We start from the raw sequence: 17,238 nt of genomic DNA on the forward strand, positions 1-17,238 counted from the left end.
AGGCTGGGAGGCATCGGCCAGCACAGGAGGCAACGTCGATGCAGCGCATGCCGCGTGGTTTCACCCTGCTGGAACTGATGGTGGTGCTGGTGATCATCGGTATCTGCACGGCGGGCATCGGGCTGGGCCTGGGCAGCCTGCTCGACCCGGGCCGGCAGCTGCGACAGGAAGCCGAACGGTTGGCGCAGCGACTGCAGGTGGCGCGCGACGAGGCGCGTATCGATGGCCGCCCCCTGCGCTGGCAGGCCGACGCCGCCGGCTACCGCTTCAGCCGCCGCGAAGGCAGCCGCTGGGTGGACGTTCAGCGCGACGACCTGCTGCGTCAGCAGCAATGGCAACCGGCGGGCATCGTGGTGCAGCCGAGCACGCCGATTGAGCTGAGCCCCGAATGGATTGGCGTGGCGTGGGAGGTGACGCTGTCGTTGCAGGGCCGCCAGCTGCGTCTTCGTGATGATGGCAGCGGACAGTTGCAGGTCGTGCAGTGAAGCGGAACAGGCACGGGTTCACCCTGATCGAAGTGCTGATCGCATTGGCGATCGTTTCAATTGCACTGGCGGCGGTGATGCGTTCGGTGGCGGTGGCTACCGACGATCAGTCGCGCCTGCGCGACCGTCGGCTGGCACTGATGTGCGCGCAGGACCGCTGGCAGGAGCTGCGCCTGGCTGGGCAGCCGCCGCAGGATGCACGGCAGCGCTGCGTGCAGGGGCGCAGCACGTTCCTGGTGCTGCAACATCTCGGCACCGGCAGCGACAACCAGCCGCAACTGGAACTGAGCGTGGTGGCCGAAGATGCACCGCAGCAGTCCCTGGCGCGGATGCAGCTGCCATGGACCACCATGCAATGAAGCGGGTCGCGCGTGGCTTCACCCTGATCGAAGTGATGATCGCGATCACCATCATGGGTGTGCTGGCGCTGATCTGCTGGCGTGCGCTGGACAGCGTGGCCAGCAGCGACCAGCGCCTGCGCCGGGCCGATGCCGAAACCACGACGGCGCTGCGCATCCTGCAGCAGTTCCAGCGCGATATCGAGATGCGTGCCGACGACGCGCTGATGAATGGTGCAGTGCGTCCGGCCGATCAACCGCAGCGGCTGCTGCCTCCGTCCCTGGTAAGCGAACGGCACCCGGATGGCAGCTTCGCGCTGGAGATCACCCGCAGTGTCGGCAGTGATGGACTACGGTGGCAGCGGGTGCGCTGGTGGCGGCAGGGCAATACGCTGTGGCGGGCCAGTGGCGCGGCGACGGATCGATACCCCCTGCCCGCGCCTGAGCCGTCGAAAGGCATTGCGGTGGCCAGGGATGTGCAGCGGTTCGAGGTACGCGCCTGGCAGCCGGGCGCTGGGTGGGCGCTGTTGCCGAGCGAAGGCGAGGTGCTGCCGGCCACCGGGCTGGAACTGCGGTTGGGCCTGCGCGATGGGCGCGGGTCGCTGAGCTACCGGCGGGTGCTGGAGCTTTAGGATTCCTCCCAGGCAAAGCATCCACGCATGGCGTGGATCTACTGCCGAGCGGCTTCTACTGCCCGGCCTGCCCTGGTGGGTGCCGACCGTTGGTCGGCACTGATGCTGGCCCAACCATCCACGCATGGCGTGGATCTACTGCCGAGCGGCTTCTACTGCCCGGCCTGCTTTGGTGGGTGCCGACCTTGGTCGGCACTGATGCTGGCCCAGCCATCCACGCATGGCGTGGATCTACTGCCGAGCGGCTTCTACTGCCCGGCCTGCCCTGGTGGGTGCCGACCGTTGGTCGGCACTGATGCTGGCCCAGCCATCCACGCATGGCGTGGATCTACTGCCGAGCCTGCCGCCGGGTGCCTTCCTGCGCCCGGCGGCGCCGCTTCGGTGGTCCTCACCGCCGATGGCCGCTCCCTGCCCTCCGTGCCGTCCTGGCTGGGGCCGCCACCGTTCCCTGGCGGCTGGCCCGATGCTGTCCGTTCTTCCTGGTCAGTCCCATCCACGCATGGCGTGGATCTACTGCCGGCCGCGATCGTGCCGACCAGGGTCGGCACCTACCGGCGCTGCGTGCCGTCGTCGCGGCTGGCCTGCGGGAACTGGAATGCGCTGTCGGCGTCGTAGCCGCTGTTGGCGGTAGTGCCGCGCGCCGGCGGCGCTACGCTGCTGGTACCGCTGCCGAAGCCCAGGATCTGCACGCTGATCACCGACGGCTGGTTGCGCCGTGCGTCGTCCTGGCTCTTGCGCATCACGTCCTGTGCCGCCTGGCTGGCGCTGTTGGCTGCCGCACTGGCCGCGGCCAGCGCATTGACGTTGACCGATGCCAGCACCGGCAGGCCCTTGCTCTCGCCCTGTACCTGGATGTTGGCCGCGTTGAGCACCTGCAGCGCGGCCAGATTGATGTTGCCGGAGACGCGTATACCGGCCTCGCCCGCATCGATGGTGCCCAGCGGTGCGATCAGATCGACGTCGCCCGGCGGCACTTCGGCGATGGGGTTCAAGGTCGCGATGCCAGCACCGCTGGCCGGGGCCTGCGGCGACAGGATCACATTGCCCCAACCGTCATAGACGCGGCGCGGTGGCGTGTACAGCAGGGTCGTGCGCGAACCACGACCGGCATTGATGTCACCCTGCTCCGACCACGCCAGGATGTCGCCGCCGAACGTGGTCATCACCCGCGACAGGCCCAGCAGCACGCTGTCCTGGCTGAACAGCCGGATATCGCCCTGCCCTTGGGTCACCAGTCCGGCACTGGCCGGGGGCACCACGCCCTGCACACCGATCACGATCTGCCCACCCGGTGCCATCAGCTCGATGTTGCCGCCCGCCTCGGTGCGCACGCCGGAGCCGCCGTACATCACGATGTCGCCGGTACGGTCGATCGTCGCGCCGGTCGCAGCCTTGTCTGGCATCAGCGTAGCGATGGCCTCTCGCCCACGCAGGTAGGAGCCGAAGCGGGGTCCTTCTGCATCGGTATATTCCCGTCCACCTTCGCGCAGCTCGGCGTAATAGATCTGGCGCAGGAAGATGTGCTGCTGTTCCTGCGGCAGCGCATCGAAGGCAGCCAGCGCCCCGTCGCCGTCGGCAGCCACGCCGAAGCGCTGCTGCAGCCACTGCTTCAGTTCCTGGTCGTAGACCTTGACTGCCTTGCCCGGCTGCGACGCAAGCGATTGCGCGGGATCGGCAAGGTTGACGGGGTCCAGATAGCGGGCACGCAGGGCCGCGAAATCGATCTGCTGGTTGCCGGCCGTCAGCGCGATGCTGGCGCCGGGACGGGTGTCGCCCTGCACGATGCCACCGAGGCTGACGATGCTGCCCGCATCCTCCTGGCGCAGCTGGCGGCCGGCACTGATCTCGGTGTTGCCGGGGCCGGCGACGGTCGCGTTCAGATGCACGACGTCGCGGCCCGCCGCTGCCACCGTGATGTCGGTGGGCGCGGTGTTCAACGCGGTCATCGACACCCCGAGGATGTCCCGGCCTGCCCGCAGTTGCACGGCGCCGGCGGCCTCGAACCAGTTCAGCTGGGTGCGCTGCCCCACGTTGGGATTCAGCGTGCGCCGGGCGCCGGTGGCCAGACCGATGATGTCGCCCTGCACCGCGTAGAAGCGGCTCGGCGCCAGCGCCGCAGACACGGTGGACAGCGGAGTATTCGGACCGAACGCAAACAGCGGAAGCGACGCGTCCGGCGATGCAATGTTGCCGTCGACCGACAGGTTGTGCCGCGAGCGGGTCACATTGCCGCCGGAATCCCCCTGCTGGGCCAGGAATGCGGGGTCGAAGGGTCCCGGCAGCCGCGCATCCGCGCCCGAGCGCGCGATCTGGGTCGCGCCACGTTGGGCGAAGATGCTGCCCCCGGCCAGGACGTCCAACCGTCCCGTTGCCGAGGGTGCCAGCAGGATCACATCCTGCGTCCCCGGCGTGGCGCTGATCCGGTCCAGCTTGATGTCGCCCTGCGCAGCAATGGCGCTGAAGCGCGAAGGATAGAGCCAGTAATTCAGCAGATCATCACCGCCACGCACATCAAGCTGGACCTGCTCGCGCCACAGATTGCTGCCGGTCACGTTATCCGGCCCGGCGAGGCCTGGCGCGAGGTCACCACCGGCACTGAACAGATCCACGGCCGTGCTGGCGGTCCACAGGGAGAACCACGTGCTGCCTGCAGCGCGCGCGCCATCATCCTGCAGCACCGCGCTGTAGTTGGCCAGCGGAACCCGGCCTGCATCGGCGACCCCGCCAAGCACCACATCGCCCCGTGCCTGCAGCTGCGCGACCGCATCGCCCAGCACCAGCACCGGTCCGCCCATTGCGCGGGCGGCGTCGGGCGCAAACAGGTCTGCGGCGCGCTGCTGACGCAGCGTCGCGTAGTTTTCCAGGGTGACGCCCATTGCACCGATGCGCCCGGCATCGAGCTGCAGGCTGCCACGCAGATTGCTGAAGGTACCGTTGAGGTCGAGATTCTGTCCCGCCCTGGAGGGATTGAGGCTGGAGATCGTCGCCTGCAGATTCGGATTCAGCGCGCCACCGATGCGCAACCGCAGGTCGCCGCCACCGGTCAGGTGCAGCTGGCCATTGCTGACCCGGCCGGTCGATCCCACCGCCGCGATGATCGCGCCCGAGCGCGGTGCGCTCAGCGAGCCCAGCGCGTCGCCCATCGGATCGCGGACGCCGGCATTGCGCCCGGCCTCAAGCGTCAGGTCGCCGCCACCCAAGGTGCCGAAGCCGGTGAAGCCGACCATCCGCGGAGAGGCGCCAGCGGCAGCGGACACGTTGGTGTAGGTGCCAAAGTTCACCCACCAGCTGGTCGACACCGGCTCCACGCCGCTGGTGCTGCCGGTTCCCTGCCGCCACAGCCAATTGCCGACTGCGGCACTGGAGTACAGCGCCCAGTCGCGCTCGCTGGTGCCCGACTCCGCGCGCGCGGTCCAGGCGTCGCCGACGATATCGCGCCCGGCTTCGACCCGCAGGTTGCCACCATGATCGGGATACCAGGCCTGGTAGCCTGCGATCGCTGCGTCATAGCTGCCCGGCACCAGGTTCGGCCCCAGCAGTGCGGTGTTCCAGGGAGCCGCTGCGCGGGGAGAATTGAAGGCAGCGTCGCGGCCCCCACCCAGCGCGGTGGGAGTGCCTGCAGTGTAGACACCGAAGCCTGACTTCATCACGACGTCACCGGCAGCGAGCAGTTCCATGTCCCCCTTGCCGGTGCGCAGCACGCTCCACGCCGGCGTGCCCGCGCGCTTGCCGTAGGTGGTCACTTCGGTCTGCGTGCCGCCGCCGGCGCAGTAGGTGGGCGCGGTACTGCAGAACTCGTCTTCGGTCATGCCGAACATCGCGGCGAAGTCCTTCGCAGGGGTGCCCACGTAGGACTCGTCACCCCAGTAATCCAGCGAGCCCTGCGCGGCCACCTGGCGGGGTGCCGGGCCGCAGTAGTCGGCCGACATCGCGCAGAACTCATCTTCGGTGAAGCCGAACATGTCAGCCAGCTCTGCGATCGGGCGGCCCGCATAGGACGTGTCGCCGATCCAGTCCAACGATGCCCGCTCGGTCAACGCACGATCACCCACCCAGATGATCTCGGTCTTGACCGTACCGATCAAGCCCTGGTGGGTATCGGCCAGCACCACGCTGCCTTCGCTGCCCCAGCGCCGGCTGCGTGGATCGGCCGCCCCGGCATCGGCACCGGCAACCACGGTCAGGTCCCAGGAGGTGGTGCCCTCGGCCAGCATCGGCGCCAGCGCCCAGTTGCGCCCCTGGTTGCCGTTGGCATCGGCCGGCCTCAGATTCACCGGCGCGTCGCCGGGCAGCTCCACCTTGGTCAACGAGGGAATGTACGCGCCCACCTTGAGCGCGACTTCCCGTGCCAGGCGCAGCGCAACCGGCAGCACCGCGCCGGCGGGCCACTCCTGTGCCGCCACCTGTACCGCACTGCGCAGGCGGAAGCCGGCTCCCAGCCGCGCACCTGCCGCCAGCACCAGCGGCTCCTGCAGCACGGTGCCCGCGGCCAGCGTCTGCCCGGAGTCGGTGGTCACCGCTGCGCCCAGCACCGTGCCCGCTGGCAGGCGCAGGGTCTGCGAGATCACCATCGGCGCGGGCAGCACGGTACCAACCGGAAGCGTTACCGATTCGACCGGCACGTCATAGTTCAGGCGGGTGCCGGCCTGGAACTCGGTGCCGGGCTGCAGCTTCACTCCGTCCACCGGCACCACCAGACCGCTGCCGAAGGGGGTGTGCCCGGCGCTGCCATTGCGACCCTCATACAGCTGCCAGCCCCCCTCATCCGGCGTGGACGGCGGCGGTGCGAAGCCATCGTTGATGCTGCCGTAGACGTTGATGTTGCCTTCGGCCCGCAGCACCAGCGAGGCCGATTCGCCGAAGCCACGCCGCGATGGATCGGCGCGGTTGGCTTCGGGCCCGTAGCGATAGCCAGACAGATCGATGTCGCCGGCAATGGTCAGGTCGCCGTCCGGGTTGGCTTCGCTGCGCCGCGCCACCACCTGCACGCCGGGACGAAGGCGGACGTCACCCAGCGCGTGCGTGCGCTGCTGCAGGTCCGGGTTGCCCAGCGCACCATCGATCCATGCCACGCTGTGCGGATCGACCACCTGGTCCAGCCACTGCTGGGTCACCAGCTGCGCGCGGTTGCCGCGCACATCAGCGGTGCTGGCCAGGGGCGCATCGTCGTAACGGCGGACGCCATTGAGCTGGATGTCGGCCGCGCCATCGATGCGCAGGCCATTGGCCGCGGCAATCGCCGCGTCGTTGCTGCCCACCCGCGGCACATCGATCTTCAGCGAGCCCCGCGCCATGCCGTCGTTCTGTCCAGGGCCGTCGCCGACGGCAACGTCGCTGCCGGCACGCAGGTCCAGGTGCGCCGCGCTGCCCAGACCCACGGCGCCCTCGGCGCTGCCCAGCGTGATGGTGGCCCGGTTCGGACTGTCGATGATCTTGCCATGGCTGTCCACGCGCAGGCCGGTGCCGTGCGCGTCCAGCGTGCCATCCACCTGCAGCTGGTCGCGGGCGTACAGGCGGATGCTGCCGACCTGCTCGCCGCTGGCATCGATGCGGCCGGCCACGGTCAGGCTGCCCGCGTCGACACTGATGTCGACCCGGCGCGCCTTCACTTCGTCGCCGATCCGCAGATCGCCTTCACCAATCTGGAAGCTGCGGCCGCCGACGACACCGCCGGCGGTCAATCGCTGGTTGAGGCCGGTGAAGTCCTGCAGCTGGCGTGCCCGCACCACAAGTTCACCATCGTCGTAGGACACCAGCGTGCCGCCGGCATCGTAGCGGCCACTGGCGGCACCCTGCAGAACACCGGCCAGATCGGCTTGGCCTGCCATTGCGGTGACCGTCAGGCGCCCGCCGCGGTTGTTGCGGGCGGAAACATCGATGCGGGAGGCCGCATCGGCGCGGATGTCACCCGTGTCGCTGGACAGCAGGACATCACCGCCCCAGCTGAACTTGTCCACGTCGTACAGCGGGACCTTGCGCCCGGCCAAGTCCAGCGCCGCCCGGCCGCCAAGCGTGATGCCCTCACGCGCGTTCGCAGACAGCCGTCCTGACGCCAGCGCGATCGTGCTGTCCAGCGCGATCCGGTTGGCGTCGATGCTCAGCTCACTGCCCAGTGTATCGCCCCCCGCCTTGCCGGTGCCCCCCCGCAGGCGGAAGTCGCCGCCAGTGCGCACGCGCAGCTGCGCGGCGGGATCGGCGGTCAACAGCGGGGTATCGATACCCAGGCTGCCTCCGCTGTACTGCCAGCCCTTGTCGGCCAGATAGTCGCCGCGCTGCTGGAACACGTCCAGCGTGCCCTGCGCGGAGAACGACAGCTGCTCCGAAGCCCTCAGGTTCAGCGCACCGAATCCGAGCACCTGCCGGTTCGCAGGTACTTCAGAGCTGGGACGGCTGAATGGCGCCCGCCCCAGCTGCAGCTGGCGGGTGACGATGTCCAGCTGCCCGGCGCCGAGCCGGTCCACCATCGGATCGGCCGGCGGCACCGTCGCGTCACTGCCCGCCGCCTGGCTCGCCGCCAATGCGCCGTCCCAGACCAGCGTGTCCACCAGGATGCGCGCACGGTCGGTCGCCGCGCCGTAGCCGCGGATGGCCTGCGCACCCAGCACAAGCGTCTGCAGGCCACTGCGGCCGGTGGCACTGTCGCGCGCGTCCAGGTCGACGCTGCCGAACACGTTGACAGACTCCCGCGCGACCAGGCTCAGCGTGTCCAGCGCCGGCGCGCCGGTGGCGTCATTGCCGCGCAGCAGTTGCTGCAGCACGGACTGGTTCATGGTCATGCAACTGGGCAGCGCCCCTGCCGCTGCGGCCTGTGCGATCGCTTCGGCACTGCCGAGGTTCAGCGCCGCCATGCTCAGGCCGAGCTGACGGGTGCCATAGCTGACCGAGTCGCGCATCTGCAGCGTGCCATCGGTCGCTACCGCGATGCTGCCATCGGAAACCAGCCGGGCCTGGCCGTCGCACGCCGCCTGGCACCCCCCGATGTCAATCGCCACCGGACCGGCCTCCACGCCCGTGGTGCCGGTGATCAGGTTCAGGCGCTGGTTGGACACCGCCAGCAGGCCGCCGGAGACCTGGTAAGGCAGCGTCGCGCTGGCACCCGCGTTGGCGGTGGCGAACGGCAGTGTATCGAGGGTCGCACCGGCCTCGACCAGCACGCCGCTGCCACCGGAGGCCGCTGCCACCAGCACCTCCGGTGCGTTCAGGGTGACACCGGAACGCACCGCCACACTGCGCGCCTGGCCGGTCACCGCCACCTGCGAGGCCTCCTGGCTGAACTGCCCGCCGATCATCATCCGCGCCGGCAGGAAGGCATTGAGCGCGTCGTCGCTGAAGGTGGCGCCGCGATCACGCGCCTGCGATTGCGCGCTACCGTCAACGATCTCCAGTGAACCAACCGCCGGGCTCGCCAACGTGGCTGCCAGCGTGCCGCCGCGGCCCTTGTCGGTGGCGGCGCCGAACCGCGCGGTGCCGGCAAAGCGGATGGCAGGCGTGTCTGCACGACCTGCACCTTCGCCCAGCGCTAGGGTCAACCCGAGCGCATCGATGGTCTGCCAGCCACGCGACTCGCCGCGGCGGTCGGCCACCGACTGCGCGAAGCTGTTGTAAGAGGTTTCGTTGTAGCCCGAGTGCCGGCGTACCACTGCGGCGGGCGTCAGCAGGATGTCGGTGAGCAACGGCGAGATTGCCGCGCCCAGCGCCGTGCGCTGCTGCCCGGACACACGCCAGGTGCCGGTGCCGGTCGCAATCGGTTGCACGATGCCGGAGGTGCCGGTAGCGCCCAGCTCCACCCGGAATGCACCGGGCTGCAGCGCATAGCTTGCGGGCATCAGCGTGTAGGTGCCGGCCGCCAGGCCGGGCACGCCAGCCGGCACGGTGATCTGCTGGCCCACCGCCGGAGCTGAGAATCCTTCTTCGCCGCTGGGGGCGAACGCCTCGGCGCGTCCCGGTACGATCGCATACACCGGGTTGCCCGACGCACTGAACGCGTAGCGCGGATTGGCGTCGGCCAACGCCGTGCGCAGCACGTCGACGGAGCCGCCGCGCCCGGACACGAAGGCGGCACCGGTCAACTCACCACCGCCGGACATGTCCAGCAGTGCCCCCGGCGCCACCTCGATCGCGTTGGCCTTCAGGGTCACCCCCATCGAGGAGATGCCGGCCGGCGTCAGCGAGCTCAGGCTGCGCGTGCCTACCCGCCAGTCGACACCATCGACGGTGCCACCATAGGGCAGCGACAGGCCGGCACCGCTGGTGGAGGTAACGCTGCCTGGCAGCAGTTCCACCCGGCTGCCGATGGTTCCGTTCTGGATCAGGCCGCCCAGCTGCAGCGTGCCCATCGGCGCCTGCACGTTGCCGCCCTGCTGCACCGTGGCAGCCACCAGGCGAAGCGTGCCCAGCGCCGATTCCGGCGCCGGCTGCGTGGCCGCACCTGTGCCATGGATTCGCAGAACGGCAGCTGGATCGGCCCAGTAATCAGCGGTCTGCACGGTCTGCGCCGAAGCGCCGGCCACCAGCGTGCCGACCGCGCCTGCGGTGGGGTACAGGCGGGCGGCGGTCACGTCCATCGAACCGGCCGTCATCAACGCGCTGGTGTTGCCAGTGCTGGCAATGCCGTTGGTCAGGCGCACGTCAGTGCGGCTTTCCAGCGCCACGTGGTCGAACCCGGGCAGCCAGGTGACGTCGCGGATGTCGATCAGCGCGGCCTGCACCGCCAGCGCGTGATCGTCCGGCCCGGCCGAAGCGACCGCCACGGTACCCTGCAGGTTCTCACCCGCCAGCTGGCCCCAGCGCGCCTGCGCCAGGCGAACGTAGGGCGCACTCAGCCGCAGCGCCGACGACGGCCCGGCATCCACGGCCATGCCCAGGCTCGAAGTGCTCTGGCCATGGATGCGCAGGCTCTGGGCCAGGCGCAGGTCGACATCGCCAACGGCGCGGATGTCACCGAACACGGACAGGTTGTCGAAGCCGCCCGCCTGCAGCTGCTCGACCGACAACGCGGCGTGGCCGTACTCCAATGCGTCCGGCAGTGGCTGCATCGGTGCGCTGTGCTGGCTGAGGGTGATCGCACGTGCGCGCAGTACCTCCTCGCTGGCGCCACGTGCATGGATGCTGCCGCCGAAGGCCAGCCCAAGCGTGCCGCCGCGTGCGCCGGCACCACCGGCGGCCGCGTCCATCCCGCCCTCCAGATACAGCGCATTGGCCGAGCGCAGCACGATCTGCCCGCCGTCGCTGTCCACGCGTACACGGCCCTGGCCGTCGATATCCAGCTCGGCCGACGCACCCCGCGCCTGCAGGCGCGCACCGCGTTCGACCACCACGAAGGCTTCCGGTGGTCGGTTGTCGACGAATGCTGCGGTCTCCCAGTCCAGCGCTCCGCCGATCTCGATGCGTCCACCCGCGGGCACCTGCCCGCGCAGGCGGCCGCTGGCATCGGGCAGCGAGATCGCGTCCGCATCGGCATCCAGCAGCGCGCCTTCGGCGAAACGCCAGCTGCGTTCGGTGCGCTGCCCGGCGTACAGCGCATTCTGCGGACGCACATCGTCGACCACGATGCGGCCGCCCTTCGCACGCAGTGTGCCTTCAACATCGATGTTGCCTGCACCCAGCAGCGAGATCGTCTGCCCTGGATCGACCGCCACCAGTGCATCCTTGCCGACCCGCAGGTCACCGCCCATGCCGTTTCGGTCCGAACGCAGGCTGATGCTCGCACCGGCGCGCTGGCTGACGCGCCCGTTCGACGGATCGGCGCTGTACAGCGGCGCATCCCATGCCGCCAGTGCGGACGCCCGATCCGTTGCCGTCTGGGCGTCCTGGGTCATGCGCAGGCCCGGCAGGGCAGCGACCAGCCGCGCGCCGTCGGCCACCTGCACGCCTTGGTGGCCATTGATGTCGTATTGCGCGAAGCCACTGCCGAACAGGCCGGTATCCAGTCGCAGCGACGCGCCCGCCGGGTCCGCATCACCCATCCGAACCCGGCCACCGGTTCCCAGCGAGAAGGAACCGCTGCCCTGTCCTCGGCCACTGAACCGGCTCCCCTCGCCCAGCTGCACCCGGCCACTGCCGTCGGTCGTAACCGTGCTGCTGTTGGCCTGCAGGCTGACGCTGCCCCCTCTGCCGATGCGGCCCTTGCCGCGCAGGTCCAGCGCGCCGCCGGCCTCGACGTCCACCGTTGCCTCGGCGCCCACGACCACGTCATGACTGTTGCTCAGGCTCAGGTGGCCGCCATCCGTCCAGGCACCGCTGGCCTCGAGCGGCATCGCCAGTGACGCGTTGCTCCATTCACCGGAGAGATCGATCCGCGTGCCGTCGGCAATGGCGGTGCGGGCGCGGCCATCGTGCAGCAGCGCCGTCGGCCGGCCCTGGACATCCAGCAGGTTGCCCGCCGACAGCTGGCCGCCAGCAATGCCGATGTCGCCTGCCAGTTCCACCTCGCTGCCGGTCAGGTTGAGCTGTCCGCCTGCCTGAAGCCGAAGGCTGCCGTCGACGCGGATGCGACCGGCGGTCGCCAGGTCGATCCGTCCCCACTGCTGGGCACTCAGCGCTGCGATATCCAGCCACACGGTGTCACGCCGCTCCTCGTCGACCGGAGCCAGCAGCGACCACGCCGCCTTCGTCGGCGCCTTGTCATCCAGGCGCACATCCGAGCCGAACACACCGCTGCGGCCCTGGCCGTCGTAGCGCCCCAGGTACAGCTGCGCATTGCGCGCCACCGCCGTCTGCGCCTGCGCATAGCCCTCCAGCGCGGCCTCCGGCCTGCGGTTCTGCTGCGCGCCCTGGAAGGTGGCCGTCTCAACCTTCCCATCCAGCACCGCGGTCGGTGCGGAGACGATCAGCCGTCCTGCATCGCGGCCGACCGTGTACCCGTTGTCGACACGCTGCGCCGCGAATACGATCGGATCACGGAAGGTCTCGGTGATGCCCCAGCGTTCCTGCTTCACTTCATGGCCGCTGTACAGGCCATCGAACAGCATCTCCGCCGGCGCCTCATCAAGGCGGTAGACCTGGCCGTCGACGCCGCGCACCCAGCTCTGCCGGACCACGCCGCTCTGCACATCCAGGCTGCCGCCGGCAAGGTTGATGCGTGAGCCACCGTTCGTGATCACTTCCCTGCCGCCCAGCAGGACGGTGCCTCCCTGCGCGGCCCATTCGCCGATCGAGTGCCCCTGGTTGTCGAGGTAGCCACCCACTTCCAGCAGGCCGCCAGCAGCGTACCAGCGCTCCCCCTCGTAGCCCCCGGTACCGGCCGGAACGTGGACCAGCCTGCGGCGGTCGACCCAGACTTCACTGCTGGTCAGCTTGCCGCTGTCGCGGTTGTCCAGGGCATCGCGCAGTTCGTTGCCCTGCACCTTGACCTGGACATTGTTGCTCTCCATCGACACCCGCACGCCCACTGCGCCGGACACGTCCACGCGCGCGGCGTCGTCCACGTAGCTGCGGGCCGCCGCATCGGCGATGATCTGGCCGCCCGTGGCGACCGTCAGCGAATCCCTGCTGAAATGAATGTTGCCACCCGAGACGATCTCCACCCGCGACTGGTCCCGGCGATCATTGTGCTGGGACAGATTGTCGAAGGTTGCCGAGCGCGCGCCAGCGCGGATCGCGTCCTGCTCTGCCGACTCCTTGATGAGGCTGTCGCGCTGCGTATCCAGCACCGTGGCCTTGCCATCGTCCTCGATCAGCACCGCCGTAGTGGCGCCATCGGCGAGCGTGACGCTGCTGCCGGCATCACTGGCCGAGGCCAGAAGATGCACGGTGCCGCGCTGTGCGAGCGCGGTGCTGGCCACGGCCACACCGGCCTGCTCGACGCTGCGCCCGGCCAGGGTCACGTCACCCTCAAGCGCGCGCAGCAGGCCGGTGTTGCGCACGCCGCCAGCCGTGCTGCCAGCGATGAAGCGCGGCGCGATCTCATTGCCCCGGGTGGTGGAGCTGGTGTTGGTGGCCGTACCCACGCCACGCCGGATCACGAAACTGTCACCCGCAGCGAGCTGCACCTGGCCCTTGCGCGCCTCGATATGGCCAGCATTCTCCACGCTGTGCCCGGCCAGCAGCACGTAGCCACCGCCGCGCGTCGCACTGGTCGGCTCATGGGTCGCGATGCGGGCACCCTGCTCCACCGTCACCTTGCCGAATGCATCGCTGAGCGCGCTGCTGCTGGCGTCGGGGCTGTACAGGCCATTGTCGCGGAACTGCGCATCGCTGATCCGCGCTGCAGCCGCCAGCAGATTGCGTACGTTGACCTGGCTGTTGTTGCCGAACACCACGCCGTTGCGGTTGGCCACGAACACCGTGCCATTGGCCTTCAGCTGGCCCAGGATCTGGCTCGGCCGCGCCTGCGGATCGTTGACGCGGTTCAGTACTGCCCAGTCAGGGTGCTGCAGGAAGTTCAGCGTGGTGTTGCCGCCGATGTTGAAGGTGTCCCAGTTCAGGATCGCCTTGTCCGCGGTCTGCTCGACCGTGACCTGCACCCGCCCGTCGCTGCCCTGCGACTGGATCGCCTCGCGCGCGTTGAGCCAGCCACGGGTCAGCGGGTTCTGGTCGACGCTCAGGCCGTCCTTGCCGAGGCCATCGGCAACGATGAAGCCAGCTTCGCGGCGCGCCTGCCGCGCCTGTTCCTGCAGGCGCTGCTGCAGGGCGATCGCCTGCGCCGCCGTGCCAAGATTGTCGATCGACTGCTGCAGCTTCTGCCGTGCTGCATCCTGCTGCTGGGCCGGTAACTGGAACTGGATCGGCACGCCGTTGGGCATGCGGCCACTCTGTGCCGCGCTGCCCTGGGCCGCGCCCCGTTCGGCGAACCAGCCCGGACTGAACGCCTGCTGCGCCTGGCTGGCCGGGGCCACCATGCTCCCCAGTGCGACTGCGATGGCCCACGCCATCGGATGATTGCGGCGCATCAACGCGGCCGGACGAACAACGGACGGGAGCGGGTGCGACATCGGAACCTCATCAACCTGGTGGGCCGCGGCTGCGGCGACGATCGGGGAGGCACGCGCAACGCATGCCCTGCCACTGATAGACGGTTCACGTGACACGAAGCCGACAGCGAAACACTGCGGCGGCGGCACCATCACGGAAATGGCGACGCCGGCCCAGAGGCCGGCGTCGCGTCAAGCAGGATTCAACCGGTACTGCGGATTACAGCGGACGACCGATGCCGGCGCAGGTGCTGGGGTTGTTCAGGCCGGCCGTGCTGCTGGCCAGCACGAAGCGGTTGCGGATCGCATCGCGCCACGCCTTGGTCAGCGGGATGAAGCCGTGGTCGGTGATCGACTTCTCATACGCGACGGTGTAGGTCGCCGGATAGTGGCGGGCCAGGAAGCCGCGCAGGCTGGTGGCGACGCTCGAATCCTTGTAGCACTGGCCGATCACCAGGTTGGTGTAGCCGGCGATCGGATAGCCAGCCGACGGGTTGCCGAACACCGGCACCCAGTTGGCGGGGTTCTCAGCATCGGTGCCGGTCGGCGGAGCAACGGTGTCCAGGGTGGCCTGCACGCTCACCTGGTCCGGCGAGAAACCCTTGACCTTGGCGACCTTGGTCGCATCGGTCAGGCTCGGGATCACGTCCGGGCCGACGTAGCCGATACGGCCTTCAGCAGCGTAGACAGCGTTGTACAGCGAGGTACCACCGGTGGCCGGGGCGGCCACCAGGAACGCCGGCAGGTTGCCGTTGGCATCGCGCTTGTACAGGTCGGCGAAGGTCGACTTGATGGCGAACTTGCCGCCCACCAGCTTCGAGGTTTCAGCGTTCTCAGCGGCACAGGCCGCGGTCAGGAAGCGGCTGAACATTTCGCTGGTACCGCTGCTTTCCGGACGGTACACCACCTGGATCGGGCCACTGCGGTTGGCATCGATGGTCGACCAGTCGCTGATCGCGCCCGAGAACACGCCGCAGATCTGCGCCACGCTCAGGTCCACCGCCGAACCGGCCTTGTTGAACGGAATGGTGACCGAGGTGGCCACCGACGGCACCTGGATCAGCGCGCCGTAGCGGTTGGCGTTGGTCGCCTGGTTGAAGTTGGTGGTGTAGTTGCTCAGCTCAGTGCTGCTCAGCACCGAATCGCTGCCGGCGAAATGCACGGTGCCGGTGGTCGAGAACAGCGCCGAGTTGTTTTCCAGGAAGGCCTTCTTGCCGGTGCCCGAACCGGTCACGGCGTAGGTGAAGTTCGCCGGCAGGATGCTGTCGGCCGAACCCTTGTAGAGGTCGGCCGGCAGCGAGGCACCGCCGCCGGTAACAGTCTGTGCCGAGGCGGCGCCCACGGTAGCGAGCAGCGCGGTGGCAACCAGCGCGGCCAGGGTCTTGTACTTGGTCATGATCTTCTCCTGAAGGGTTTACTGCGAAGGGAAACGCCAAGGGAGGAACGGTCACTACACGCCTGCTGCCGCCGAGGGCCTCCCAGCCCACTCTGCGGCGACGGGTCCATGCTGGTCCGCGCCGATGACAGGCCGCTTAAGAAACCTGTGGAAGATCGGAAAAAGGTGTGGAGGATTGTGTGGAGAAATCCAGGCACCCGCAGATCCACGCTGTGCCTGGATCGATCGCGAGACGCGCGTCCTGTCCGGTGCATCCACGCATGGCGTGGATCTACTGCACCAGCTGGTTCATTTCCATGATCGGCATCAGCACCGCCAGCACGATCGTCAACACCACGCCGCCCATCACCAGGATCATGGTCGGTTCCAGCAGCGCGGTCAGTGCCATCGCGCGACGCTCGATCTCGCGCGAGATGGTCTGTGCGGCTCGATCCAGCAGCGGCGCCAGCGAACCGGTCTTCTCGCCACTGGCCACCAGATGCACCAGGATCGGCGGATACACCTTCTGCGCCTTCAGCGCAGAACCAAGCGCAGCACCTTCGCGCACACGCGCGGACACGTCATCGGCACAGCGCGCCAGCAACGCATTGCCCAGGGTCTGCCGGGCAGCTTCAAGCGCACGCAGCAGCGGCACACCGGCATCCAGCAGGATCGCCAATGTCGAGGCGAAGCGCGCACTGTTCACACCCAGCACGAAGCGCCCGACCATCGGCAGCCGCAGCAGCATCGCGTCCCAGCGCAGGCGCAACCCGGGCTTGCGCAGGGCCAACCGCCATGCCACCGCCAGCGCAGCGATGCCGAGCCCCACCCACATGCCCCAACTGCGCACGAACGCGCTGGCGGCCAGCATCACCTGGGTCAGCATCGGCAGCGTCTGCCGCGCCTGCACGAACGCGGTCACCACCTGCGGCACCACGTAGCTGAGCAGGAAGATCACGATCGCCACCGACACCAGGCTGATCGCCGCCGGGTAGATGAAGGCGGTCAGTACCTTGGCCTGCAGCGCATTGCGTTCTTCGATGTAGTCGGCCAGGCGCTCCATCACCCGCGCCAGATCGCCGGAATCCTCACCTGCACCCACCAGCGCCCGATAGATCGGCGGGAAATCGCGCGGCCGCGCGGCCAGTGCCACGGTCAGACGCTGGCCGGCACGCACATCGGCGCGCACAGCGGTGAGTACCTGGGCCACGTGCGGGCGCTCGGCCTGCTCGATCACCGCACTCAATGCAGCTTCCAACGGCAGGCTGGCCGCCAGCAGGCTGGCCAGCTGGCGGGTGGCCCAGGCCAGCTCGCTGGCCGACAGGCGGCGAGCGCCCCAGCCACTGCCGGCACTGCGCGCCGCGCTCACCTGTACTGGGGTCAGCCCGCGCCCACGCAGCAGCTGGCGCGCACCGCGCGGGCTGTCGGCATCCAGTTGACCCTTCTCGATGCGGCCCTGCGCGTTGGCAGCCTGGTAGTCGAACAGCACCATGCAAG

6 protein-coding genes are annotated in these 17,238 nt (G+C 69.1%); 3 read left to right on the forward strand and 3 right to left on the reverse strand.

The window, feature by feature from the left end:
• Nucleotides 1-38 precede the first annotated feature (38 nt).
• From gspH to ACM0PY_RS02805, 3 genes are read left to right on the forward strand one after another with little or no spacing between them, the layout of a single operon-like run.
• Complete coding sequence (gene gspH / locus ACM0PY_RS02795) at nucleotides 39-485, forward strand: type II secretion system minor pseudopilin GspH (protein ID WP_111200554.1); 447 nt, start codon at nucleotides 39-41, stop codon at nucleotides 483-485.
• Nucleotides 482-844: a type II secretion system minor pseudopilin GspI gene (gspI, locus tag ACM0PY_RS02800; RefSeq protein WP_180884247.1), complete on the forward strand. Its 363-nt coding sequence runs from the start codon at nucleotides 482-484 to the stop codon at nucleotides 842-844. Before gspH ends, gspI begins: the two co-directional genes overlap by 4 nt.
• Nucleotides 841-1,455 (forward strand): prepilin-type N-terminal cleavage/methylation domain-containing protein, encoded by a 615-nt coding sequence (locus ACM0PY_RS02805; protein ID WP_138952202.1) that lies wholly within the window; start codon nucleotides 841-843, stop codon nucleotides 1,453-1,455. The genes gspI and ACM0PY_RS02805 overlap by 4 nt, the downstream gene beginning before the upstream one ends.
• A 548-nt stretch (nucleotides 1,456-2,003) precedes the next feature.
• On the opposite strand, the gene ACM0PY_RS02810 is transcribed toward ACM0PY_RS02805, so the two are convergent.
• The 3 genes from ACM0PY_RS02810 to gspF all read right to left on the reverse strand — a co-directional run bounded on the left by ACM0PY_RS02810 (nucleotide 2,004) and on the right by gspF (nucleotide 17,233).
• Complete coding sequence (locus tag ACM0PY_RS02810) at nucleotides 2,004-14,387, reverse strand: putative filamentous hemagglutinin family protein (protein ID WP_414609338.1); 12,384 nt, start codon at nucleotides 14,385-14,387, stop codon at nucleotides 2,004-2,006.
• Nucleotides 14,388-14,586: 199 nt separating this feature from the next.
• A complete protein-coding gene (locus ACM0PY_RS02815; RefSeq protein WP_134969228.1) occupies nucleotides 14,587-15,762 on the reverse strand; it encodes a substrate-binding domain-containing protein in 1,176 nt (391 codons plus the stop codon).
• A gap of 271 nt (nucleotides 15,763-16,033) precedes the next feature.
• Nucleotides 16,034-17,233, reverse strand: coding sequence for a type II secretion system inner membrane protein GspF (gspF, locus tag ACM0PY_RS02820; protein ID WP_180884243.1), 1,200 nt, complete (start codon nucleotides 17,231-17,233; stop codon nucleotides 16,034-16,036).
• Nucleotides 17,234-17,238 lie beyond the last annotated feature (5 nt).

The sequence above is a fragment of the Stenotrophomonas sp. BR163 genome (assembly GCF_047520985.2).
GTDB lineage: Bacteria > Pseudomonadota > Gammaproteobacteria > Xanthomonadales > Xanthomonadaceae > Stenotrophomonas > Stenotrophomonas sepilia.

Bases quoted from the DNA above. Each gene is read 5' to 3' on its own strand.
- ACM0PY_RS02805 (WP_138952202.1), top strand. From the start codon at position 841: ATGAAGCGGGTCGCGCGTGGCTTCACCCTGATCGAAGTGATGATCGCG.
- ACM0PY_RS02810 (WP_414609338.1), bottom strand. From the start codon at position 14,387: ATGTCGCACCCGCTCCCGTCCGTTGTTCGTCCGGCCGCGTTGATGCGC.
- gspF (WP_180884243.1), bottom strand. From the start codon at position 17,233: ATGGTGCTGTTCGACTACCAGGCTGCCAACGCGCAGGGCCGCATCGAG.
- gspH (WP_111200554.1), top strand. From the start codon at position 39: ATGCAGCGCATGCCGCGTGGTTTCACCCTGCTGGAACTGATGGTGGTG.
- ACM0PY_RS02815 (WP_134969228.1), bottom strand. From the start codon at position 15,762: ATGACCAAGTACAAGACCCTGGCCGCGCTGGTTGCCACCGCGCTGCTC.